This is a genomic window from Solwaraspora sp. WMMA2080 (assembly GCF_027497395.1).
In the GTDB taxonomy this organism is placed as follows: Bacteria; Actinomycetota; Actinomycetes; order Mycobacteriales; family Micromonosporaceae; genus Micromonospora_E.
Genome location: NZ_CP114910.1, coordinates 1,911,422 through 1,933,522, shown reverse-complemented (window position 1 = coordinate 1,933,522; position 22,101 = coordinate 1,911,422). Strand labels below are relative to the sequence as shown.

Here is a 22,101-nt window from a genome sequence, read left to right as displayed (position 1 = left end):
CAGTTCACGGGCGGGCGAGAGGATCGGTCGATGTCGGTACGGCAGGGGTGGACCGGACGCTTCTTTGAAGACTTTGGCGTCGGCGACGTCTATCAGCATCCCCTCGGGCGCACCGTGTCCGAGGCGGACAACACCTGGTTCACCCTGTTGACGATGAACACCAGCCAGATGCACTTCAACACCGAGTACGCCGCCCGGTCGGAGTTCGAGCGGCCACTGGTCGTCTCCACCCTGACCCTGGCCATCGCGGTCGGGCAGAGCGTCACCGACCTCACCCAGAACGCCTTTGCCAACCTCGGCTGGAACGAGATCGTCCTGCCGCACCCGGTGTTCGCCGGCGACACCCTCTACAGTGAATCGTTGGTACTCGACAAGCGTGAATCCGGGTCCCGCCCGTACGCCGGGATCGTGACGGTCCGCACCCGCACCCTCAACCAGGACGGCGCACAGGTCTGCGCCTTCAAACGCACCTTCTACGTCTACAAGCGTGGCGCCAAGCAGGTCGAGGGAATCTTCCCGGCCGCCGCCACCCCGCTGTCGCTGGAGAACGAGGCGACCGGATGAGCCTGCGCCTGACCTACCAGCCCTGGGGAGAGACCCTCGCCGAACTCGCCGCCGCCGGCCGTCGCGCCGAGCAGGCCGGCGCCGAGGTGCTCTGGGTCTCCGAACTGCACCGTAGCGCAACCGGCACCGCCGCCGCGCTGGCCGGCACCACCACGACCGCCCGGATCGGCACCTCGATCGTGCTGGCCTTCACCCGCAGCCCGATGATCACCGCCTTGGAGGCGCTCGACCTCGACGAGCTCTCCGATGGACGGTTCATCCTCGGCCTCGGCTCCGGCGTCCGGCGACTCAACGAGGACTGGCACCACGTCGACTTCGGCAAACCCGTCGCCCACCTGCGGGAGACCGTCCGCAACATCCGGCACTTCTGGGCCAACTGCGCCACCGGCGAACCGATGATGCTCGACGGCGAGTACGAGCCGATGCGCATCCGCGGCTACGAACGCCCGTTCCCGGTGCCGCCGGCCGGCATCCCGGTCTACCTGGCCGCGATGGGGCCGCTGATGACCCGGCTGGCCGGGCAGATCGGCGATGGCTGGATCAGCCACGAACTCTGCTCTCCGGCGTACCTGGCCGGGCAGATCCTGCCCGACCTGACCGCCGGCATCGACCGGGCCGGCCGGACCCGCGCCGACCTCGACGTCGTCGTCTCCGCCTGCTGCTCGGTCGCCGACGACCGGGCGTTGGCCCGCCGCCGCGCCGCCGGCCTGGTCGGCTTCTACGCCACCGTGCGCACCTACGCCGACTTCTTCGCCTTCCACGGCCTCGCCGACGACCAGCAACAGGTGATCGACGCGTTCCGGGCCGGCGCCGGCGCCGACCACCTCGCCGACTCCGTCAGCGACCGGATGGTCGACACGCTGACCCTGGCGGGTGACCGCGCCGAGGTTGCCGAGCGGATCGCCGGGTACGCGGGCATCGCCGACTCGGTCAAGTTGAGTCCACCCACCCACGGGCTGCCCGCCGCCGAGACCCGAGCCGCCCAGGACGAGATCATCGCGCTGATCGCCGAGCTGACGGGAGCCGCAGCATGACGCCGCTGGCCGACATCCGGATCATCGCCGTGGAGCAGTACGGCGCCGGCCCGTTCGGCACCGTACACCTGGCCGACCTCGGCGCCGAAGTGATCAAGATCGAGGATCCACGGGCCGGCGGCGACGTCGGCCGCTACGTGCCGCCGTACGCCGAGGACGAGGACTCGCTGTTCTTCGAGACGTTCAACCGCAACAAACGCAGCCTGTCACTGGACCTGACCACCGACGCCGGCCGCGAGGTGTTCGAGAAGCTCGTCGCCGTCGCCGACGTCGTCTACTCCAACCTGCGTGGCGACGTGCCGGAGAAGATGCGAATTCGCTACGACGACCTCAAGCACATCAACCCGCGGATCGTCTGCGTCTCGCTGACCGGCTTCGGGATGACCGGCCCGCGTCGGGCCGAACCCGGCTACGACTACATCCTGCAGGGACTCGCCGGCTGGATGGAGCTCACCGGTGAACCCGACGGACCACCGACCAAGTCCGGACTGTCCCTGGTCGACTACTCCGGCGGGTTCGTCGCCGCCATCTCGCTGCTCGCCGGGGTGCACGCCGCCCGCCGCGACGGCGTCGGCATGGACTGCGACGTCAGTCTCTACGACACCGCGATCTCGATGCTCACCTACCCGGCCACCTGGCATCTCAACGCCGGCTTCCAGCCGGCCCGCACCCACCACTCGGCGCACCCGTCGCTGGTGCCGTTCCAGGTCTTCCAGGCCAAGGATGGCTGGATGGTGGTCGGCTGTGCCAAGGAGAAGTTCTGGACCCGGCTCGCCGACGTCGTCGGCCACCCCGAATGGGCCGCCGCCGGATCGCCGTACGGGACCTTCGGCACCCGCCGCGACAACCGCGACGAGCTGCTCGCCGAACTGGAGCAGATCTTCCGGCAGCGCACCGTCGAGGAGTGGCTGACCCAGCTGTACGCTGCCGCGATCCCCTGCGGGCCGATCAACGACGTGCCGGCGGCGCTGGCCGAGGAGCACACCGCCGCCCGGGACCTCGTGGTCACCACCGAACACCCCCGGTTCGGCACCGTGGCGCAGCTCGCCAGCCCGGTGCGGGTCGGCGCCGAACCGCCCGCGTACCGCCGCGCGCCGCAACGCAACGAGGACTTCGCCACCGTCACCGGCGACATCCTCGGGCTCGACCCGCAGACCCTGGCCGAGTTGACCGCCGCCGGCGCGTTCGGCACCCCCCGTAGCCCCGGCCCGGCCGCCGCCGGTTCCGAGGACACCGCCCGATGACCGGCCCGCCATGATCGCCGCAGCGCTCGCCGACTGGGCGACCGGACCGCTCGACCCGCCGGCGGCGGTCCGGCGGGCCGCGCTACGGCACCTGCTCGACGGCCTTGGCACCGCCCTGGCCGGCCGGCGCGGCGGCACCGTCGACCCGGCGCTGCACGTCGCCCGCGACCTCGGCGGCCCACCGGAAGCCACCCTGCTCGGTGGCCGGGACACGATCGGTGCCCCCGCCGCCGCGCTGGCCGCCGGCGCCATGGTGCACGCGCTCGACTTCGACGACACCCACGCCGCCGGCCTGGTGCACGCCACCGCCGTGGTGCTGCCCGCCGCCTTCGCCGTCGGCGAGCAGGTCGGCGCCAGCGGCCGCGACGTACTGCACGCCGCCATCGCCGGGTACGAGACGGTCTGCCGGGTCGCCGCCGCCGCCCCGCACGGCTTCCACGCCCGCGGCCTGCACGCCACCATGGTCGCCGGGGTCTTCTCCAGCGCGCTGGTCACCGCCCGGCTGCTGCGGCTGGACGCCGCCCGCGCCACCGACGCGCTCGGCATCGCCGGCAGCCAGGCCGGCGGGCTGCTCGCCTTCCTGCACACCGGGGCGGCCACCAAACAACTGCACCCCGGCTTCGCCTCGCACGCCGGCATCCTCGCCGCCCGGCTCGCCGCCGCCGGCGCGGCCGGCCCGGCGAACGTCTTCGACGGCCCGCACGGCGTCTTCGACGCCCTGGCCGCCGGCCCCGTCGACCCGGCGTCGATCATCGCCGGCCTCGGCCAACGCTGGGAAACCCTCCGGATCGGCATCAAGCCCTACCCGGCCTGCCAGCTGTCGCACGCCGCGATCGACGCCGCCCGCGCCGCCCGCCGCCAGCCCGGTTTTCCCGCCGACCCGGCCGCGATCGCCCGGATCGACGTCGACGTGCACCCCGACTCGGCACCCACGGTCTGCGGGCCCGGCCGGGACCTGACCCGGCCGGCCACCCCGTACGCGGCGAAGTTCTCGCTGCCGTGGAGCGTCGCCGCGACACTGCTCGACGGCGACCTGACCACCGCCAGCTACCGGCCCGACGTCATCGACCGCGCCGACGTGACCGCCCTCGCGGCCCGGCTGCACTGGCGGATCGTCGCCACCGGTGGGCACGCCGCCGACGCCCCCGGTGCCGTCGTGGTCACCCTGGCCGACGGCACGACCGTACGCGGCGCGGTGCCGCGCAGCGGCGGCGGCCCGGACACCCCGCTGACCGACGACGAACTGGCCGCCAAGTTCCTCGGCAACGCCGGCCCGGCCGGCGCGCCCGTCGTCGACCTGCTGCGCCGCCTCGACGACCTCGACGACCTCGACCCGATCATGGCGGCGCTGGCCGCCGCCGGTGACTGACCAGGGAGACGCCCGTGCCGCCCGCCGCGATCCGACCCGCCGACTTCCCCTGGTTCCCGTACGACGGGTTCACCTTCTGCCTCGGGCTGGCCGACGGCGACGCCGCCTGGACCTCCGGGCACACCGCCGCCGCGCTCGACACCACGCTCGGCAAGATGACCGTCGGCGGTGACCTGGCCACCCAGACCGCCACCGCGTACCGCAAGGTGCTGACCATCCTGGAAGCCGCCGGCTACGGACCGGCCGACGTCACCCGGGTGACCGAGAACGTCACCGTGGCCGGCCTCGACGACTACGCCGCCGCGGCCGCCGTGCGCGCCGAGGTGTTCGGCGAGCACCAGCCGGTGGTCCGTACCGTCGTGGTCGAGCGGCTGGTCCGCCGGGCCGCGCTGATCGAGATCGAACTGCACGCCGTCGTCGGCGGCGGCCAGTTGCTTGTCGCCAGCGAACCGCGAGCCGCCGGCAGCTGGGTGCCCTCACCGGTGCGCGGCGGCCACGACGGTGCCGTCTACCTGCCGACCATGCTGCCGGTCGACGCCACCGGCGAGGTGGTCCACCCGGGCGACTTCGTCAGCCAGTACGCGTACTGCCTGGACCGGGCGCAGGACCTGCTCGTCGCCGCCGGTCTGTCGCTCGACGCCGCCGTCACCACCTACGACTACTCCACCCCGGCGACCCGAGAGGTGTACCGCAGAACCCACCGGGTCCGCGCCGAACGGCTCGGCGGTGCCGGCGTCTACCCGGGAGCCGGTGGCATCCTGATGAGCCGGCTGCACCATCCCGATGCGCTGGTCGCGATCGACGTCACCGCGTCGCGGCATCCGCTGGAACTGGTCAACCCCGGCTGGTCGCGGTACGACTCGCTGACCTACGCCCCCGGGGTGAAGGCCGGCCGGACCCTGTACATGTCCGGTTTCGCCGCCCTGGACATGCGGACCCAGCAGGCACTGCACCCCGACGACATCGGCGCGCAGGCCGAGGTTACCTACGGGGCGATCCGTGAACTGCTCGACCACGCCGGGCTCGGCCCGCAGGACCTGGTGGAGACCACCGAATTCTGCGTCGCCTCGGCGATCGGCGACTACCGGGCGGTCGCCGGGGTACGCGAGCGGCTGCTCAGCCCGCCCTGGCCGGCGTCGACCGGGGCGATCTGCGCGGCGCTGCTGCGCCCCGAGTTCCTGCTGGAGGTCTTCCCGACCGCCGTCTACCCCGAGCCCGCCGACGAACCGGCCGAGCTGGCCGTCGACCGGGTCGAGCCCGCCGACGGGCCGAGCACCGCTGGAGGTAGCTGATGGGTCTGCTCACCGACGAGCTGCGGGCGCTGCTCGGCACCCGCAAGGTCTACACCGCGCCGGAGGCGCTCGGCGCCGCCGCCGGGCGCTACTTCGCGATGGCGGTCGGCGACGACAATCCGATCTACCGCGACGGCGACTACGCCCGGGCGCACGGCCTGCCCGGGGTGACCGCCCCACCGACGCTGATCTGCGAGACCGGCCAGTACACCGGGCTGCCGATGGCCTCCGACGGCTACGCCGGCCACTCCTGGCACCTGGACGTGCCCGGCACCCGGCAGGTACGCGGCGGCAACACGTACACCTTCCACCGGCGGGTCCGTCCCGACGACGTGATCACCGCGACCTGGGAGATCCACGACCTGACCGAGAAACGCACCCGGGGCGGCGGCGACATGCTGGTCGTCGGCTCCCGGGCCACCTACACCAACCAGCACGGCGAACTGCTGGCGGTCAACGAGGAAACCATCATCCTGGTCGCGATGGGCGGTGATCCGACGTGATCGCGCAGGTCGGTGACACCCTGCCGGGGCTGGAACGCACCATCGCCCTGGCCGACATGGTCGCCTACGCCGGCGCCACCTGGGACTGGTACCGGCTGCACTACGACCCGGAGTTCGTGGCGGCCGCCAAGGTGCCCGGCCCGGTCGTCGACGGCCAGGTCTTCGGCGCGCTCTTCGTCGAACTGGTACAGGACGCCTTCGGGCCGTACTGCTTCGTGCGGCAGCTCTCCTTCACCTTCCGCAACCTGATGTTCGCCGGTGAGACGGTGCGTTGCACAGGCACGGTGGTCAAGGTCGACGGCGACCGGATCGAGGTCGAACTGGCCGCCGTCATCGCCGCCAGCGACTACGGCCCCGAACGTCCGGCGGCCCGGCCGGCCCGGGCTGTCGTCCTGCTCGGCACCGCCGACGGACCAGGCGCGGGCACCGCCGACGGTGTGCCGTGACCGGGCGGGACCGGGCGGCGGTGGCGATCGTCGGGGCGGCCGAATCCGACCTCGGGGTCACCACCGCGTCGACGCTGACCCTGCAGACCCAGGCGGTCACCCGGGCGTTGGCCGACGCCGGGCTCACCCTCGCCGACGTCGACGGGCTGGCCACCACCGGCATCTCCCGCTTCTCGACCACCGCGCTCGCCGACCACCTCGGGCTGCGGCCCCGCTGGGTCGACGCCAGCTTCGTCGGCGGCAGCGCCGCCGAGATGATGGTGGCCCGCGCCGTGCAGGCCATCGACGCCGGCCAGGCCAGCGTCGTGGTGGTCAGCTTTGCCTCCAACCAGCGGTCGGCACGGTCGCGCAGCCTGGCCGGGGTGATCGAGGAGCACACCCCGGAGGCGCAGTTCGAGACGCCGTACGCGCCGCTGTTCCCGATCTCCTACTACGCGATGGCCGCCCAGGCGTACCTGCACCGCTACGGCGGCAGCCCGGAGCAGCTGGCCGAGATCGCCGTCGCCGCCCGCGAATGGGCCCGGCTCAACCCGGCCGCCTACCGCCACGGTGCGCCGCCGCTGACCGTCGACGAGGTGCGGGCCGCCCCGACGGTCTGCACCCCGCTGACCGTCGCCGACTGCTGCCTGGTCACCGACGGCGGCGGCGCGATCGTCCTGACCAGCGCGGACCGGGCCCGTGACCTGCGCCGGGTCCCGGTCGCGGTGCTCGGCTACGGCGAACGCTCCACCAACACGTCGATGACCGCCGCCGACGACATCCTGGACACCGGGGCCCGCGAGGCCGGCGCGGAGGCGTTCGCCCGGGCCGGGATCACCGCCGCCGACGTCGACGTGCTGCAGGTGTACGACTCGTTCACCATCACCGCCGCGCTCAGCGTCGAAGCTCTCGGTTTCTGCGGCGAGGGCGAGGTGCTCGACTACATCGCCGGCGGCCGGATCCGCCCCGGCGGTGACCTGCCGCTGGACACCTCCGGCGGCGGGTTGTCGTACTGCCACCCCGGCCAGTTCGGGGTGCTGCTGCTGGTCGAGGCGGTCCGCCAGCTGCGCGGCGAGGCCAGTGCCCGGCAGGTGCCGGGCGCGCGGATCGCCGTCGCGCACGGCACCGGCGCGATCCTGTCCACCCACGCCACCGTCGTGCTGGGGGTGTCGTGATGAACCCGCTGCCCGAGGTACCACCCGCCGACGACCTGACCGCCGACTGGTGGCAGGCGACCTGTGAACACCGCCTCGTGCTGCAGACCTGCACCGGCTGCGGTCACCATCAGCATCCGCCCCGCGCGGTCTGCGTCCGCTGCGGCGACACCACGCGGCTCGGCTTCACCGAAGCCAGCGGCGACGGCACCGTCGACACGTTCACCGTCGTGCACCGGGCGCCGCGCCGCGACCTGGCGGTGCCGTACACCATCGCCCGGGTCCGGCTCGCCGAAGGCCCGCTGCTACTCACCCGCCTCGACGGCTTCAGCCCCGGCACCGGGCCGGACGATGACGCCGACGATGCCGGCTGGCGGATCGGCGACCCGGTCACCGTCGACTGGGTCGACCTGCCCGACGGCCGCGCCCTGCCGGTCTTCCGTCGACCCACGCCACGCCGACCCACGCCGGCCGATCCCCGCTGAGCCCGCCGACCACCCAGGAGACCCCGATGGACTTCACCCTCACCGAGGAACAGCGCGAGTTCCAGCAGCTGCTGCGCTCCTTCGTGGACCGCGAGATAATCCCGGTGGCCCGGGAATGGGAGCAGACCGGCCGCTACCCGACGGAGATCGTCAAAGGCATGGCCGACATGGGCCTGTTCGGCGTCACCGTCCCCGAGTCCTACGGCGGCCTCGACCTCGATCCGGTGTCGTTCGCCCTGGTCTTCGAGGAGATCTCCCGGGGCTGGATGGGCATCGCCGGCATCCTCGGCAGCCACTCGCTGGCCTGCCGCATGATCGCCATGCACGGCACCGAGGAGCAGAAGCAGGCGTACCTGCCCGCTCTGGCCACCGGTGAACGGCGCACCGGCATCGGGCTGACCGAACCCGACGCCGGCACCGACCTGCAGGGCATCCGCACCACCGCCCGCCGCGACGGCGACCACTACGTGGTCAACGGCACCAAGATCTGGATCACCAATGCCCGGTACGCCGACCCGCTGCCGGTCCTGGTCAAGACCGACCCGCAGGCCAGCCCGGCACACAAGGGCATGAGCATCCTGCTGATCGACGCCGACCTGCCCGGCTTCACCGTCACCAAGGACATCCCCAAACTCGGCTACAAGGGCACCGAGTCCTGCGAGATCCTGCTCGACGACGTCCGGGTGCCCGCCGACCGGCTGCTCGGCGGCGTCGAAGGGATCGGTCTCAAGCAGGCGCTGTCCGCCCTGGAATGGGGCCGGGTCAACATCGCCGCCCGGTCGGTCGGCATCGCCCAGCGGGCCCACGAGGAGGCCCTCGGTTACGCCCGCCAACGTAAGGCGTTCGGCAAGCACATCGCCGAGTTCCAGGCCATCCAGCTCAAGCTCGCCACCATCGCGACCCAGGTGCAGGCGGCCCGGCTGATGGCGTACTGGTCGGCCGACGCGGTCCGCCAGGGTCGCGCCGACGCGCAGACCGGCATGGCGAAGATCTTCTGCTCGGAGGTCGCCCTGGAGGCCGCCATCGACGCGATGAAGATCCACGGAGGTTACGGCTACTCGACCGAGTTCGAAGTGGAGCGGCTGTACCGCGACGCGATCCTGATGAGCATCGGCGAAGGCACCAACGATGTGCTGCGTACCGTCGTGGCGAAGGCCCTCGTACGTGGCGAGGTGACCGTCTGATGGGCGACCCGGTGCCCCCCCGGTCCTACCTGTACGTGCCCGGCCACGCCGCCGACAAGCTGGCCAAGGCGGCGCGGCGCGGCGCCGACGCGCTGATCGTCGACCTGGAGGACGCGGTGCCGCTGGCCGGCAAGGCCGCCGCCCGCGAGGCCGTCGTCGGCTGGCTCACCGCCGGACCCGGCGACCTGCCGATCTGGGTACGGGTCAACTCCGGCCCGCTGCGCGACACGGACCTACGGGCCGTCGCCGGCCAGCCGGGGCTCACCGGCGTGGTACTGGCCAAGGTCGGCACTGCCAGCGAGGTCGCTGCCGCCGCCCGGGTGCTCGCCGACGCCGCCGACCACGACACGCTGCTGATGCCGATGGTGGAGACCGCCGCCGCGCTGCTCGACATCGCGGCCATCGCCCGGCAGCCCCGGGTGTACCAGCTGCAGCTCGGTGAGGTCGACCTGGCCGGCGAACTCGGCCTGGAACCGGGCGCCGACGACGCCGAACTCGCCCCGACCCGCAGCCAGGTCGTGGTGGCCAGCGCCGCCGCCGGCATCCACCCGCCGGTCGGCCCGGTTTCCCGGATCACCGCCGACGAGGCGGCGCTGGACGCCTCGACCCGCCGGCTGCGCCGGCAGGGCTTCGTCGGCCGGGCCTGCATCCACCCGAACCAGCTGCCGGTGGTGCATCACGTCTACACGCCGACGGCCGCCGAGATCCGGGCGGCCCGCGACACCATCGCCCTGCTCGAGGCGGCCACCGCCGACGGCACTGGCGTGATGCTGGACGCGGCCGGCCGGCTGGTCGACGCGGCGGTGCTGCGTGGCGCCCGCCGTACGCTGACCCTGGCCGAACGGGCGGGCCTGGGATGAGCGGCGGCAACCGTGCCCCACGCGCTCCACGGCCGGAGCAGGTCGACCTGACCGCGGCGCGGCATCCGTGGCAGGAGGTGCCGATGCCCGGTGCCAACCTCGGTTTCCACCTCACCCGGCTGGCCTCCCGGTCGGGGGCGTTCGTCGTGCACGGCCACTTCCCGCCCGGTTTCTCCCGCGACGTCGCTGGCGGCTACCTTGTCGACGAGGAGTTCGTCGTGCTCGCCGGGGAGCTGCACCTCGGTGACGCCACCTACCGGCGTGGCGACCTGACCTACATCCCGGCCGGCGCGGTCCGGACCCGGATGACGGCACCCGGCGGTGCCACCGTGCTCGCCTGGTTCGGCGGCCCGGCGGTGTTCCATCCCGCCGACGCGCTGCCCGCCGGTGCCGCGCCGGTCGCCGAAACCGTCCACCTCGGACCGGGAGCCGCACTGCCGGACCTGCCCGGTGCCATCTGGACGCCCGGCGATCAGATCCCCGGCGGGGCCACCGGGGACGTGGTCAGCGCCGACCTGTCCGGCTGGCGGCGACTCGGCACCGGACCGGCACCACGGCCGGGCGACTACGTCCGAGTGGAGAAGTAGCCGGATGGGCGCTCCGGTCTTCACCCAGCGGTGGCTCGGCATGCAGGGCATCTTCGGCGGCTTCGTCCTCGGCCGGGTCGTCGAGGCCGCCGACAGCGTCGACGGCTTCGCCCCGCAGGCCGTCACCATGCACTTCGTGGCCGGGGTGCGCCCCGGTCCGGTGGAGCTGATCACCGAGACGCTGCACCGGGGCCGGTCCACCGCCAGCCTGCGGATCACCCTGGCCCAGCAGGGCCGGGCCCGGGTGCATGCGCTGGCGTCCCTGGTGCCGGTCGGGCAGGAGTTCAGCTGGCGTCGTCGCGAGGATCCGGCACCGTGGGGCGACCCCGAGCAGTTGCCGGCGTACGCGCCCCGGCACCGGCCGCTGGCCTACAGCGCCCAACTGGACGTGCGGGCCGCCGGCCCGCCGAGCCTCACCGACGGCACCGCCGCCTGGGTCCGCATCTCGCCGCAGACCGATCTGGGTGAGACGCTCGGCCCGCACGCCGTCGCCTCGGTCTACCTCGACGCGCTGCCGCCGGGGCTGTTCGCCCTGGCCGAGCCGCCGCACTTCGTGCCCTCGGTGGACTTCACCATCCACTTCGCCCCCGACCTCGGTGACGTCGCCGGCCAATGGCACCACGTGACCAACCGGACGGTCTGGTCGACGGCCGGCTTCTGCGTCGACGAGTCGACACTGCACGACCGGGCCGGTAACCCGATCGCCCAGCTCCGTCAAGGTCGGGCGATCCAGTGGCGGGATCCGCGCCCCGACCGGGTGCAGGCCGACGCCGCGTCGCCGGGAGCCGCCGATGGCCGGTGACAACCGGATCCTCGCCGGCCTCGACCTGGACGCCACGTTTCTCGCGGAGGAGCATCGGGCGCTGCGCACCCTCACCCGCCAGGTGGTCACCCGCGACATCGTGCCCGCCGCGCCCGACTGGGAACGGCAACGGCGGGTGCCACCCGCAGCCTTCGCCCGCCTCGGTGAGCTCGGCCTGCTCGGGTTGTCGTTTCCGCCGGAGCTCGGCGGCGGGGGTGCCGGCGTCCGGGGCGCGGTGGTGTTCAACGAGGAACTGGCCCGGTCCACCTTCGGCGGGGTGGCCAGCTCGGTCGGTACCCACACCGACTTCTCGGCGCTGCACCTGGCGCGCGCCGGCACGGCCGGGCAGATCGACCGTTGGCTGCCGGGGATCCTGGCCGGGCGTACCGTCGCCGCGCTCGCGGTGACCGAACCGGACGCGAGCTCCGACCTGACCCGGCTGGCGGTACGGGCCCGCCGCAACGGGGACAGCTATCAGCTCGACGGCACCAAGACGTTCATCACCAACGCCAACATCGCCGGGATCTTCCTCGTCGTGGCCCGCACCGGCGGACCCGGTCGGCACGGACTGTCGCTGTTCGCCGTCGAACGAGACACCCCCGGCCTGGCCAACGGGCGCACCTTCGACAAGTCCGGCTGGCACAGCTCCGACACCGGCGAACTGGTCCTCACCGGCTGCCGGGTGCCGGCGTACGCCCGGATCGGCGCCGAAGGAGACGGCTTCGCGCTGATGATGGCCGGCCTCGACCACGAGCGGCTCTGCCTGGCCGCGCAGGCGGTCGGGCTGGCCGAGGCGGCGTTGGCCGCGGTCCTGGCCTCGGTGCGGCTCCGACCCGCGTACGGCGGGGTGCTCTGGGACAAGCAGGCGATCCGGCACCGGGTCGCCGACCTCGTCGGCCGGCTCGCCGCCGGCAAGACGCTGCTGTACCACGCCGCCACGCAGGCCGACCGGGGTGCCGACACGCGGGCGTACGCCGCCGTGCTCAAGTCACAGCTGCCGGAGCTGGCCAACGAGATCGCGTACAGTGCGGTGCAGTTTCTCGGCGGTGCCGGGTTCGTGCAGGACGGACCGGTGGAGCGGATCGCCCGCGACGTGCGGTTCCTGGCCATCGGCGGCGGCTCCACCGAGGTGATGCGCGACGAGGTGGCCCGCCTGCTCTGACCAGGCACGCACAGTCCTCACTACCTGGCGATCAGACTTCAGGCGCGTCAAGAAGGTCGCTGGATGCTGGCGGCATCCGAAGGATCTTGGTGAAGCGGGTGCGGACATCCTGATCGGCGATCTTGAGTAGGTCGTCGAGAGCCGCCTGCATCGCCAGACTGGGCTGCGTGGGCTGCCTGTGGTCCTCCCACGCGGTGACGGTCGAAGTGGCGACGCGAATCCGTTCGGCGAACGCTTCGACGCTGAGCCGCAATGCCTCTCTCAACGCGAGAACTTCCTGCCTGCCCCATCGAGCGATCGTGAGCGCGCATTCACAGCCGGCTGAACTGGCCATCCATCCGTCAGCCGGATACGTCGGCGCGGCTGCCTGACGGCGTCGCAGTCTGTCCTGTTCGGCGGCCCACGTTCGATGTGCCCGGAGCGTGTTGACCAGGGTGTGGAGCTTGTCGAACGCATCCACCAGCGTTCCTCCGGCGCCAAGTTCGCGATCGGCTCGTTCCCAGAAGCTACGGGGTATTGATTCTCGGCCGATCTCTACATTAGCTACTGCACTTCGGGAGTAGGCGGTCCGCTTGGCGAGGGCAGCCTGGGTCATGCCGGCTGCCTTGCGCCAGTGAGCTAGTCGACGACCCAACGATTTTTGCACCTCGCGAATCTGTTCAGAAGTAACCGTCCCGAGGGCCGAGTCCATTTGATCACCTGTCTCGTCTGCCGAGAAATGCGTACGAGTGCGACCTGTCGCCGTTTTGCGTCGCGGCCTACTGTCCGATAGTGTTGCAGCATCGTACGATGTAGGCAAGTGTCAGGCCGCGATGCCTACGTGGACTCGCTGGTGGCGCATAAGGGAGGATCAACGCATGGCCGGTTTCACTCCACCGACGCCTCGGTCTCGCCGTCTCGGCAGGGAGCTGCGGCGACTACGCGAGGCACGCAGTCTCACGCAGGGAGACGCGGCCAAGCTGCTCAAGTGCTCGCAGCAGCGGATCGCCCGTATCGAGTCCGGCGACATCAAGCCGCGTCCGCGCGATGTGCTGGAGATCCTCGTCGCCTACGGCGTCCCACACGACGAAGAGCACGGGCTGGCGCTCCGTAACATGGCCGAGCAGGTGCGGGAACAGGGCTGGTGGCAGCGGCTCAACACGCTGCCGGCCCGCTACGCCACGTTCATCGCCTACGAGGCTGAGGCTACGGATCTTCGGCAGTTCCAGCCGACCCTCATCCCTGGGCTCATCCAGACCCGCGCGTACGCCGAATCGGTGATCCGCATCGGTCGGGAGACCGACCAAGAGGAGATCGTTCAGCGTGTCGAGGCGCGTCTCAAGCGTCAGGAGGTGCTGACGCTGCGCCAGCCGCCGCTTCGGCTGCAGGCGACCATCACGGAGCAGTCGTTGATGTTGGAGGTCGGCGACGTCAATCTTCGTCGCGAGCAACTGGACCACCTCATCAAGGTCTCCGCGCTACCCAACGTCACCGTGCAGGTCCTGACGCTCGCCGCCGGTGCCCACCTCGCCGTGCACGGTGGGTTCGAGGTCCTGACGTTCGTGGATGGTGATCCGCCTCTTGGCTACATTGAGACCCTGGCGGGAGAATTGTTCCTGGAGTCGCCAGAGGAGATTCGGCGGCTCACGGGCGTGTTCGATCACCTGCTCTCCCTGGCGCTGTCGCCCAGGGAGTCGATCCGATTGATTCAGGAGAAAAAGGATGGACTCGGTTAAGTGGTTCAAGTCCAGTCGATCCGGCAACAACGGGTCGTGTGTGGAGGTCGCTGACCTGGGCGGGAACGCTGTCGGGGTAAGGGACACCAAGGCCCGGGGGCAGGGGCCGATCCTGACGTTCACACAGGTTGAGTGGCAGGCGTTCATCGGTGGCGCGAAGCTCGGGGCGTTCGACTTGACCGACTGACTCAACCGCGACGCTCGTCGACGAGATGGCAGGCGGCCAGGTGACCGTCGCCGCGTACGGTCAGGGCCGGATCGTCGACGGCGCAGCGGTCGAACGCGGCCGGGCAGCGGGTCCGGAACCGGCAGCCGCTCGGCGGATCGGCGGGGGAGGGGACAGCGCCCTGCAGGATGATCCGCTGGCGGGAGCGTTCGGCGACCGGGTCCGGCACCGGCACCGCCGACAACAGCGCCCGGGTGTACGGGTGGGCCGCCCGGGTGAACAGGGTGGCCCGGTCGGCGATCTCGACGATCCGACCCAGGTACATCACCGCGATCCGGTCGCTGAGGTGCCCGACGGCGGCCAGGTCGTGGGCGACGAACAGGTACGCCAGCCCGAGCGAGTCGCGCAGGTCCTCCAGCAGGTTGATGATCTGCGCCTGGATCGACACGTCCAGGGCGGCGATCGGTTCGTCGGCGACGATCAGGTCCGGCTCCCCGGCCAGCGCACGGGCGATCCCGATGCGCTGGCGCTGCCCGCCGGAGAACTCGTGCGGATGCCGGTTGGCGTGGTCGGGGTCCAGGCCGACCAGTTCCAGCAGCTCACCGACCCGGTGCCGGCGGGCCGTCGCGCCCTTGTGCAGGCCGTGCACGTCCAACGGCTCGGCGATGATCGCACCGACCGACATCCGTGGGTCGAGTGAGGCGTACGGATCCTGAAAGATCATCGTCAGGTGCCGGCGCATCGCCCGCATCCGGCGCAGACCGAGCGCGGTCAGCTCGACGTCGCCCAGGGTGACCGTGCCGAAGGTGGGCTCGACCAGCCGCAGCACCGCCAGCCCGGTGGTGCTCTTGCCGCAGCCGGACTCGCCGACCAGGCCGAGGGTCTCGCCGGCGGCGATGTCGAAACTGACCCCGTCGACGGCCCGAATCGGCTGGGCCGACCGGCCCATGCCGCGCTGCGGAAAGTGCACCTGCAGGTCGGTCACCCGCAGCAGCGGCCCATGCTCAGCCATCCTGGCCTGCCGGTACGTCGTAGAAGCAGGCCACCCGGTGCCCGCCGGCGGCAACGGTACGCAGCGGCGGCACCTCGCTGGCCGCCCGCTCGTCGTGCCGGTAGCCGCAGCGCGGGTGGAACGCGCATCCGGGCGGCAACGCCGTCGGGTCCGGTGGCTGGCCGCCGATGGTCGCCAGCCGACGTGGCCGCTCGACGCCGACGCGCGGCACCGCCGACAGCAACCCGATGGTGTACGGGTGCCGGGGTGCGGCGTACAGGTTGTCGACGCCGGCCTCCTCCAGGATCCGGCCGGCGTACATCACCGCGACCCGGTCGGCGATGCCGGCCACCACCCCGAGATCGTGGGTGATCCACACGACGGCGAGCCCGAGCCGTTGCTGCAGCCCGGCGACGACGTCGAGGATCTGTGCCTGGGTGGTGACGTCCAGCGCGGTGGTCGCCTCGTCGGCGAGCAGCACCCGTGGCTCGCAGGCCAACGCCATGGCGATCATGACCCGTTGGCGCATGCCGCCGGAGAACTGGTGTGGGTAGTCGTCGAGCCGGCGGCGGGCGTCCGGCAGGCCGACCTGGTCGAGCAGGTCGGCCGCCCGGTCCCGGGCGGCGGCACCGGTGGCGTGGCCGTGCAGCACGATCGGCTCGACCAGCTGCGACCCGATGGTCTTTACCGGATTCAGCGACGTCATCGGGTCCTGGAAGACCATCGCGATCTGGTTGCCCCGGACCCGGCGCAACTGCCGTTCGTCGAGGGCCAGCAGGTCGGTGCCGTCCAGCAGGGCCTGCCCACCGACCCGGGCCGGCTCGTCGAGCAGCCCCATCACCGCCAGCGCGGCGACCGTCTTGCCGGAACCGGATTCGCCGACGATGGCGAGGGTCTCGCCGGCGTGCACGTCGTAGCTGACCCCATTGACCACCCGGGCGACGCCGCGTCGGGTGCCGATGCGCACCGTCAGGTCGCGTACCGACAGCACCGGGTCTCCGGTGGCCGGGGCGTCGCCCGTCGGGTCGCCGCTCATCCGCCCTGCCCTCTCGACTCGATGACGGAGCGCTGCCGTGGGTCGAGCGCGTCGCGCAGCCCGTCGCCGACCACGTTGAACGCCAACACGGTCAGCAGGATCGCCAGGCCGGGGAAGATGCCCATCCACGGGGCCAGGCTGACGAAGTCGCGGCCCTCGGCGAGCATCCGGCCCCAGGCCGGGTCGGGGCGCTGCACCCCGAGGCCGAGGAACGACAGTGCCGCCTCGGCCAGGATGGCGAAGGCCAGGCTCAGCGAGGTCTGCACGATCACCGGCGCGGCGATGTTCGGCAGCACGTGCCGGACGAGGATTCGCAGATCACCGGCACCGACGGCGCGGGCCGCCAGAACGTACAGCTGGGTGGTGGCGACCATGGTCGCGGCCCGCACGATCCGGGCGAAGATCGGGGTGTAGACGATGCCGATCGCGATCATCGCGTTGGTGATGCCGGGCCCGAGGATCGCCAGAACGGCGATGGCGAGCAGGATCGCCGGGAACGCGAACAGGACGTCCATGGTGCGCATCAGCACCGCGTCGGCCGCGCCCGCGTAGTAGCCGGCGACCAGGCCGATCGCCAACCCGGCGGCGAGCGAGATGCCGACCGCGACCATCCCCACCTGCAGCGACACCCGGGCACCGACCAGCACCCGGCTGAGCACGTCGCGGCCCAGGTTGTCGGTGCCGAACGGATGGGCGGGCGACGGTGCGGCCAACCGGCCGGGCACGTCGATGGCGTTCGGGTCGTACGGGGCCAGCCACGGACCGAACGCGGCGACCACGGCCAGCCCGGTGAGCACCAGCAGCCCGGCCAGTGCCAGCCGGTTGCCCAGCAGCAGGGTGAACAGTCGGCGGGTCACCGGTGGCGCACCCGGGGGTCGAGGTAGCTGTAGAGCAGGTCCACCAGGAAGTTGACGACGAGGAACATCAGCGCGACGGCCAGCACCGCGCCCTGCAACAGGCTGTAGTCGCGGCGCACCACCGCGTCGTACGCTAGCCGGCCCAGCCCCGGCCACTCGAAGATCACCTCGACGATGACGACGCCGCCGAGCAGGAAGCCGAGCTGCAGGCCGACTGCGGTGACGATCGGGATCCAGGCGTTGGGCAGCACGTGCCGGCGAACCGTCTGCCAGCGGGACAGCCCCTTGGCCCGGGCGGTACGCGCGTAGTCCTGGTGCAGCGCCTCCAGCACCGCCGAGCGGACGAACCGGGTCAGCACCGAGCCGGAGATCAGCCCGACGGTCAGCGCCGGCAGCACCAGGTGCCGCAGCGCCCGCACCGGATCGTCCAACGGCGACACGTAGCCCGACGCCGGCAGCCAGCCCAGCACCAGGGCGAAGAGCAGGATGTACATGATCCCGCTCCAGAAATCCGGCACCGAGACCCAGAGCTGGCTGAACGCGGTGGCGAGCCGGTCGATCAGCGATCCGGAGCGCATCGCCGAGACGATCCCCAGCGGCAGGGCGATCGCCAGCGCGACGGTCAGCGCGGCACCGGCGAGCAGGCTGGTCGGGCCGAGCCGGGCCAGCAGCAGCAGGGTCACCGGCTCACCGCTGCGGAAGCTGACCCCCAGGTCACCGGTGAGCGCCCGGCCCAGCCACCGGAAGTACTGGACGACGATCGGCTGGTCCAGCCCGGCCCGGGCCCGCATCGCCTGGTACAGGCTTTCGTCGAAGCGGGTGCCCAGGGCCAGCCGGATCGGGTCGCCGGGCACCAGATGCACGATGAGGAACACCGCGACGCTCACCCCGAGCATCGCGATCACCGCCTGCAGTGCCCGCCACAGCAGGAAGCGCGCCATCGCGCCGGCTCAGCCGCCGAGCCGTACGGTGCGCAGCCGGGTCTTGCCGTCGGGGTGCATCTCGACCCCGGACACCTGCGGCACCCAGGCCAGCGAGGCCTGTGGACTGTAGAGGTAGCCGTAGCTGACGTCGTCGATGATGAACCGGGCGGCCTGGTCGTACAGCGGCTTGCGGTCCGCGTCGGCGACGGTGGCCCGTGCCTGGTCGAGCAGCTGGTCCACCTGCGGGTTGGCGTACCCGTGGAAGTTGAACGAGCCGGTCGAGTGGTGCTGGCCGTAGTAGGCGTACTCGCCGTCGAGGTTGTTCAACCAGCCCAGGACGTAGCAGTCGTAGCTGCCGGCGCCCTGCTCGTCGAGCCAGCTGGCGAAGTCCAGGGTGCGGATCTCGACGTCGACGCCGACGTCGCCCCACTGGCTGGCGAGCACCTCGGCGGCCGCAAGAGTGTGTGGGAACTCGTTGGTGAGCATCAGGTCCATGCTCAGGTCGGTCACGCCGGCCTCGGCGAGCAGCTCGCGGGCCTGGTCCGGGTCGTAGCTGAACGGGGCGTAGTCGGTGGCCCAGAAGTTGCCCGGCGGCATCGCCGACTGCACCGGTGTGGCGGCGTCGAAGTACGCGGCCTGGGCGACCTGCTCCCGGTCGATGGCGAAGGACAGCGCCCGGCGTACGTCGATGTCGTCGAACGGCGCCCGGTCGAAGTTGCAGGTGAAGTACCAGTAGTCGTTGCTGGCCTGCTGGCCGAGCTCTACATCGGGGTCGTCGCGCAGGGTGGCGATCTCCTGGGCAGGCACGTTGTTGGTCAGGTGCACGGCACCGGTGCGCAGGTTGGTCAGCGCGGTGGTCGGCTCGGAGACGAACCGGAACTCGACCCGGTCGACGTACGGTCCGTCGCCCCAGTAGTCCGGGTTGGCCTCCAGCACGATCCGGTCACCGGGGGTGTAGCTGACGAACCGGAACGGCCCGGTGCCGATTGCGTCGGTGGTCAGTCCGTCTCCGTCGATCAGCTCGGGGGCGACGATCGCCATCCCCTTGAACCCGCCGATGTTGGCCAGCAGGTTGGGGGTCGGCTGGTTGAGGACGAACTCCACCGTACGGTCGTCGACCTCGCGTACCTCGTCGACGGTTTCGAACCGCCAGGCGTTCGCTGCGGTCTCCGCGTCGGTGATCCGTTCGAAGCTGGCGACCACGTCGCTGGCGGTGAACTCCCGCCCGTTGTGCCAGGTGACGCCGTCGCGCAGCTGGAAGGTCCAGGTGAGCAGGTCCTCGCTGACCTCCCACTCGGTGGCCAGCGCGGGTTGGAAGCTCAGGTCGGGGGCCGGCTCCACCAATGTGTCGTAGACGTTCTCCAGTACCAGGAAGGTGGGCGACGCGGTGGAGACGTGCACGTCGAGGCTGTCCGGCTCGCTGGAGATGGCCACCACCAGCGTGCCGTCGGAGGTGGCCGACCCGTCGTCGGTCTCCAGGGACTCGCCGGCCGAGCAGCCGGCCAGCGCGAGCGCCGCGACGGCGGCGAGGCTCGTCGCGCGCACGGCAGACCGGGCGGTACGCGCGGATCGCCGCCGGTACGGGAACGCTGGGGAGGGATTCACCGTCTGTCTCCTACCTCGTTGTCGCCGTTACGGGCTTGACGGGCCGGGTTGCGTCGACGGGATGGTGCACGTCGGGGCTGGTGCACATCGCCAACTGCGTGGTGCCGCCTGATGATGCCGCGACTGGCTGCGGATCGGTGCACCGACCCTAGTCGATCGCTGCAGGGGTCACAACTCGATGACCGCAGGTGACTGCGTCCGCAGGTGACCGTGTCCGCAGGTGACCGTGGCCACGCCGGGCGGGCCGGTGGTAACAGGTAACGATAGGGTCGTCGGTCGTGGGAAGACTGTGGCAGGGCGTCACCGCGACCGTGGGCCGGCTGGCCGGTCAACGCGTACCGGCGCAACGGAGCCCGACACCGGCAAAGCTGGCCCGGCGCCGGCAGGTGGCCGCGTTGCAGCGCCGACAGCTGTCGTACGCACCCGAGCTGGACGGGCACGCCGATCCCGGCGAGATCGTCTGGACCTGGGTGTCGTACGAGGAGGACCCCCGGCAGGGCAAGGACCGCCCGGTCCTGGTGGTGGGCCGGCGCAGCCGTACCCTGTTCGGGCTGATGCTGTCCAGCCAGTCCGACCGCGACGGGCAGCGGCACTGGCTGTCGCTGGGCACCTGGGGTGACGACGGCCGGCCGAGTTGGATCCGGCTCGACCGGGTGCTCACCATGCGGGAGGACAGCATCCGGCGTGAGGGTGCCATCCTCGACCGGGGCCGGTTCGACCGGGTGTGCCAGGCGTTGCGGGCCGGTTACGGCTGGTCCTGACCGGGTCACCGCCCGCCGGTGGCCGGCGACGACGAAGATTGCCGTCGGGGACAGTTCGCCGACACGTCACGACAGCGTGCCCTGCCCGCCACCGGGCGGTTGCCATGCTGGCCGGATGGTGATGGTGACGGCATCATGAGGATCGTTCGGCTGGCGAATTTCATCACCGGCAGCTCCGGTGGGTTACGGACCGCGCTGCGGGAACTCGGCACCGGCTACCTGGCCGCCGGCCACGAGCCGGTGCTGGTGGTGCCGGGTGCGGCCGATGCGGACGAGGACACGGCACAGGGCCGGGTGATCACCGTCGCTGGTCCTGTGGTGCCCGGCACCGGCGGCTACCGGGTGCTGCTGGGCCGCTCCCGGGTACGCCGGTTGCTCGCCGAGCTCGCCCCGGATCGCCTGGAGGTCTCCGACCGCACCACGCTGCGGTGGACCGGGCAGTGGGCGCGGCGGCACGGCGTACCCGCGTTGATGGTCTCCCACGAGACGCTCGACGGCCTGTTGCGGTTGCCGTTCGGTGCCCGATCCGCCGGCCCGGCGAAGCAGACCGAGCGGATCGCCGATCGGCTCAACGCGGCGACCGCCGCCGCGTACGACCGGGTGGTGTGCACCACCGACTGGGCCGCGCGCGAGTTCGCCCGCATCGGGGCGGACAACCTGGTCCGGGTGCCGCTCGGTGTGGATCTCGACCAGTTCCATCCCCGTCGCTACGACGAGACGGTACGCGAGCAGTACACGCCCGACGGGGAACTGCTGGTGCTGCACTGCGCCCGGCTGTCCGCCGAGAAGTGCCCCGAGCGGGTCCTCGCGGCGCTGGCCGCGCTGCGCGACCGGGGCGTACCCGCCGTCGGGGTGATAGTCGGCACCGGCCCTCGTCAGGCGGGTCTGCGCGCACACGCCGTCGAGGCCGGGCTGACCGTGCACTTCGCCAACTACGTCGGCGACCGCGACGAGGTCGCCCGGCTGCTGGCCAGCGCCGACGTGGTGATCGCACCCGGGCCGGTGGAGACCTTCGGCCTGGCGGCCCTGGAGTCACTGGCCAGTGGCACCCCGGTGGTGGTCGCCGCGGAGAGCGCGCTACCGGAGGTGATCGGTGACGCCGGGCTGGCGGTGGCCGGCGGCGGGCAGGAGTACGCGGACGCGATCTGCGAACTGGCCGGCCGACCGGCGGCGGCGCGACGCCCGGCGGCCCGTCGCCGGGCGGAGGGCTTTCCCTGGTCGGCGGCGGTTGACGGCTTTCTCCGCGCGCACCGAGGCGGCGCTGGCGCTGACCAGTTCGCCGGCGCTGCTCGCTCCCGGTCCGAGTCCGGCACCGCGTGCGACAGCGCCGGGCGTGGGCATCGATCTGCCCGCGCCCGGCGCTGATCTGCCGGCGGATCAGG

24 protein-coding genes are annotated in these 22,101 nt (G+C 71.9%); 18 read left to right on the top strand and 6 right to left on the bottom strand.

What is annotated here, in order from left to right; all coding sequences use genetic code 11:
- Positions 1-30: 30 nt before the first annotated feature.
- The 14 genes from O7543_RS08740 to O7543_RS08675 are packed head-to-tail and all read left to right on the top strand — an operon-like array spanning position 31 to position 12,665.
- Positions 31-564 carry a MaoC family dehydratase gene (locus O7543_RS08740; protein WP_281554290.1) on the top strand — a complete coding sequence of 178 codons (534 nt, stop codon included), beginning with the start codon at positions 31-33 and terminating at the stop codon, positions 562-564.
- On the top strand, positions 561-1,598 hold the full coding sequence (locus O7543_RS08735) for an LLM class flavin-dependent oxidoreductase (protein ID WP_281554291.1): 1,038 nt from the start codon (positions 561-563) through the stop codon (positions 1,596-1,598). The genes O7543_RS08740 and O7543_RS08735 overlap by 4 nt, the downstream gene beginning before the upstream one ends.
- Positions 1,595-2,842, top strand: a complete 1,248-nt coding sequence (locus tag O7543_RS08730; RefSeq protein WP_281554292.1) for a CoA transferase — start codon at positions 1,595-1,597, stop codon at positions 2,840-2,842. The genes O7543_RS08735 and O7543_RS08730 overlap by 4 nt, the downstream gene beginning before the upstream one ends.
- A gap of 10 nt (positions 2,843-2,852) precedes the next feature.
- On the top strand, positions 2,853-4,211 hold the full coding sequence (locus tag O7543_RS08725; protein WP_281554293.1) for an MmgE/PrpD family protein: 1,359 nt from the start codon (positions 2,853-2,855) through the stop codon (positions 4,209-4,211).
- A 14-nt stretch (positions 4,212-4,225) separates the two neighbouring features.
- Positions 4,226-5,503, top strand: coding sequence for a RidA family protein (locus tag O7543_RS08720; protein WP_281554294.1), 1,278 nt, complete (start codon positions 4,226-4,228; stop codon positions 5,501-5,503).
- The gene (locus tag O7543_RS08715) at positions 5,503-6,006 is read left to right on the top strand and encodes a MaoC family dehydratase N-terminal domain-containing protein (RefSeq protein ID WP_281554295.1); all 504 of its coding nucleotides are present in this window, start codon (positions 5,503-5,505) and stop codon (positions 6,004-6,006) included. Before O7543_RS08720 ends, O7543_RS08715 begins: the two co-directional genes overlap by 1 nt.
- Positions 6,003-6,452, top strand: a complete 450-nt coding sequence (locus tag O7543_RS08710; protein WP_281554296.1) for a MaoC/PaaZ C-terminal domain-containing protein — start codon at positions 6,003-6,005, stop codon at positions 6,450-6,452. Before O7543_RS08715 ends, O7543_RS08710 begins: the two co-directional genes overlap by 4 nt.
- A complete protein-coding gene (locus O7543_RS08705; protein ID WP_281554297.1) occupies positions 6,449-7,606 on the top strand; it encodes an acetyl-CoA acetyltransferase in 1,158 nt (385 codons plus the stop codon). The genes O7543_RS08710 and O7543_RS08705 overlap by 4 nt, the downstream gene beginning before the upstream one ends.
- Positions 7,606-8,070: an OB-fold domain-containing protein gene (locus O7543_RS08700; RefSeq protein WP_281554298.1), complete on the top strand. Its 465-nt coding sequence runs from the start codon at positions 7,606-7,608 to the stop codon at positions 8,068-8,070. The genes O7543_RS08705 and O7543_RS08700 overlap by 1 nt, the downstream gene beginning before the upstream one ends.
- A 26-nt stretch (positions 8,071-8,096) precedes the next feature.
- Positions 8,097-9,254 carry an acyl-CoA dehydrogenase family protein gene (locus O7543_RS08695; protein ID WP_281554299.1) on the top strand — a complete coding sequence of 386 codons (1,158 nt, stop codon included), beginning with the start codon at positions 8,097-8,099 and terminating at the stop codon, positions 9,252-9,254.
- Complete coding sequence (locus O7543_RS08690) at positions 9,254-10,114, top strand: CoA ester lyase (RefSeq protein ID WP_281554300.1); 861 nt, start codon at positions 9,254-9,256, stop codon at positions 10,112-10,114. The genes O7543_RS08695 and O7543_RS08690 overlap by 1 nt, the downstream gene beginning before the upstream one ends.
- Positions 10,111-10,701: a hypothetical protein gene (locus tag O7543_RS08685; RefSeq protein ID WP_281554301.1), complete on the top strand. Its 591-nt coding sequence runs from the start codon at positions 10,111-10,113 to the stop codon at positions 10,699-10,701. The genes O7543_RS08690 and O7543_RS08685 overlap by 4 nt, the downstream gene beginning before the upstream one ends.
- Positions 10,702-10,705: 4 nt before the next feature.
- Positions 10,706-11,503: a thioesterase family protein gene (locus O7543_RS08680; protein ID WP_281554302.1), complete on the top strand. Its 798-nt coding sequence runs from the start codon at positions 10,706-10,708 to the stop codon at positions 11,501-11,503.
- Complete coding sequence (locus O7543_RS08675) at positions 11,493-12,665, top strand: acyl-CoA dehydrogenase family protein (RefSeq protein WP_281554303.1); 1,173 nt, start codon at positions 11,493-11,495, stop codon at positions 12,663-12,665. The genes O7543_RS08680 and O7543_RS08675 overlap by 11 nt, the downstream gene beginning before the upstream one ends.
- Positions 12,666-12,696: 31 nt before the next feature.
- Here the strand turns inward: O7543_RS08675 and O7543_RS08670 are convergent, their stop codons facing one another.
- Complete coding sequence (locus O7543_RS08670; protein WP_281554304.1) at positions 12,697-13,125, bottom strand: helix-turn-helix domain-containing protein; 429 nt, start codon at positions 13,123-13,125, stop codon at positions 12,697-12,699.
- Positions 13,126-13,522: 397 nt separating this feature from the next.
- On the opposite strand from O7543_RS08670, the gene O7543_RS08665 reads away from it, so the two are divergent.
- Complete coding sequence (locus O7543_RS08665) at positions 13,523-14,380, top strand: helix-turn-helix transcriptional regulator (RefSeq protein ID WP_281554305.1); 858 nt, start codon at positions 13,523-13,525, stop codon at positions 14,378-14,380.
- On the top strand, positions 14,367-14,567 hold the full coding sequence (locus O7543_RS08660; RefSeq protein WP_281554306.1) for a DUF397 domain-containing protein: 201 nt from the start codon (positions 14,367-14,369) through the stop codon (positions 14,565-14,567). Before O7543_RS08665 ends, O7543_RS08660 begins: the two co-directional genes overlap by 14 nt.
- 1 nt (position 14,568) lies before the next feature.
- Here the strand turns inward: O7543_RS08660 and O7543_RS08655 are convergent, their stop codons facing one another.
- Genes O7543_RS08655 through O7543_RS08635 form a run of 5 tightly spaced genes read right to left on the bottom strand, consistent with a single transcriptional unit; the run spans position 14,569 to position 19,958 of the window.
- Entirely contained in the window at positions 14,569-15,495 is a 927-nt protein-coding gene (locus tag O7543_RS08655; protein ID WP_281555538.1) for an oligopeptide/dipeptide ABC transporter ATP-binding protein, read from the bottom strand.
- 55 nt (positions 15,496-15,550) lie between these two features.
- A complete protein-coding gene (locus O7543_RS08650) occupies positions 15,551-16,573 on the bottom strand; it encodes an ABC transporter ATP-binding protein (RefSeq protein ID WP_281554307.1) in 1,023 nt (340 codons plus the stop codon).
- A complete protein-coding gene (locus tag O7543_RS08645; RefSeq protein ID WP_281554308.1) occupies positions 16,570-17,430 on the bottom strand; it encodes an ABC transporter permease in 861 nt (286 codons plus the stop codon). The genes O7543_RS08650 and O7543_RS08645 overlap by 4 nt, the downstream gene beginning before the upstream one ends.
- Positions 17,427-18,371 carry an ABC transporter permease gene (locus tag O7543_RS08640; RefSeq protein ID WP_281554309.1) on the bottom strand — a complete coding sequence of 315 codons (945 nt, stop codon included), beginning with the start codon at positions 18,369-18,371 and terminating at the stop codon, positions 17,427-17,429. Before O7543_RS08640 ends, O7543_RS08645 begins: the two co-directional genes overlap by 4 nt.
- A gap of 9 nt (positions 18,372-18,380) precedes the next feature.
- Positions 18,381-19,958 (bottom strand): ABC transporter substrate-binding protein, encoded by a 1,578-nt coding sequence (locus O7543_RS08635; RefSeq protein ID WP_281554310.1) that lies wholly within the window; start codon positions 19,956-19,958, stop codon positions 18,381-18,383.
- A 278-nt stretch (positions 19,959-20,236) separates the two neighbouring features.
- Here O7543_RS08635 and O7543_RS08630 point away from each other — a divergent pair, with 278 nt between their 5' ends.
- Positions 20,237-20,719, top strand: a complete 483-nt coding sequence (locus O7543_RS08630; protein WP_281554311.1) for a type II toxin-antitoxin system PemK/MazF family toxin — start codon at positions 20,237-20,239, stop codon at positions 20,717-20,719.
- 135 nt (positions 20,720-20,854) lie between these two features.
- Positions 20,855-22,084, top strand: a complete 1,230-nt coding sequence (locus O7543_RS08625) for a glycosyltransferase (protein ID WP_281554312.1) — start codon at positions 20,855-20,857, stop codon at positions 22,082-22,084.
- Positions 22,085-22,101 lie beyond the last annotated feature (17 nt).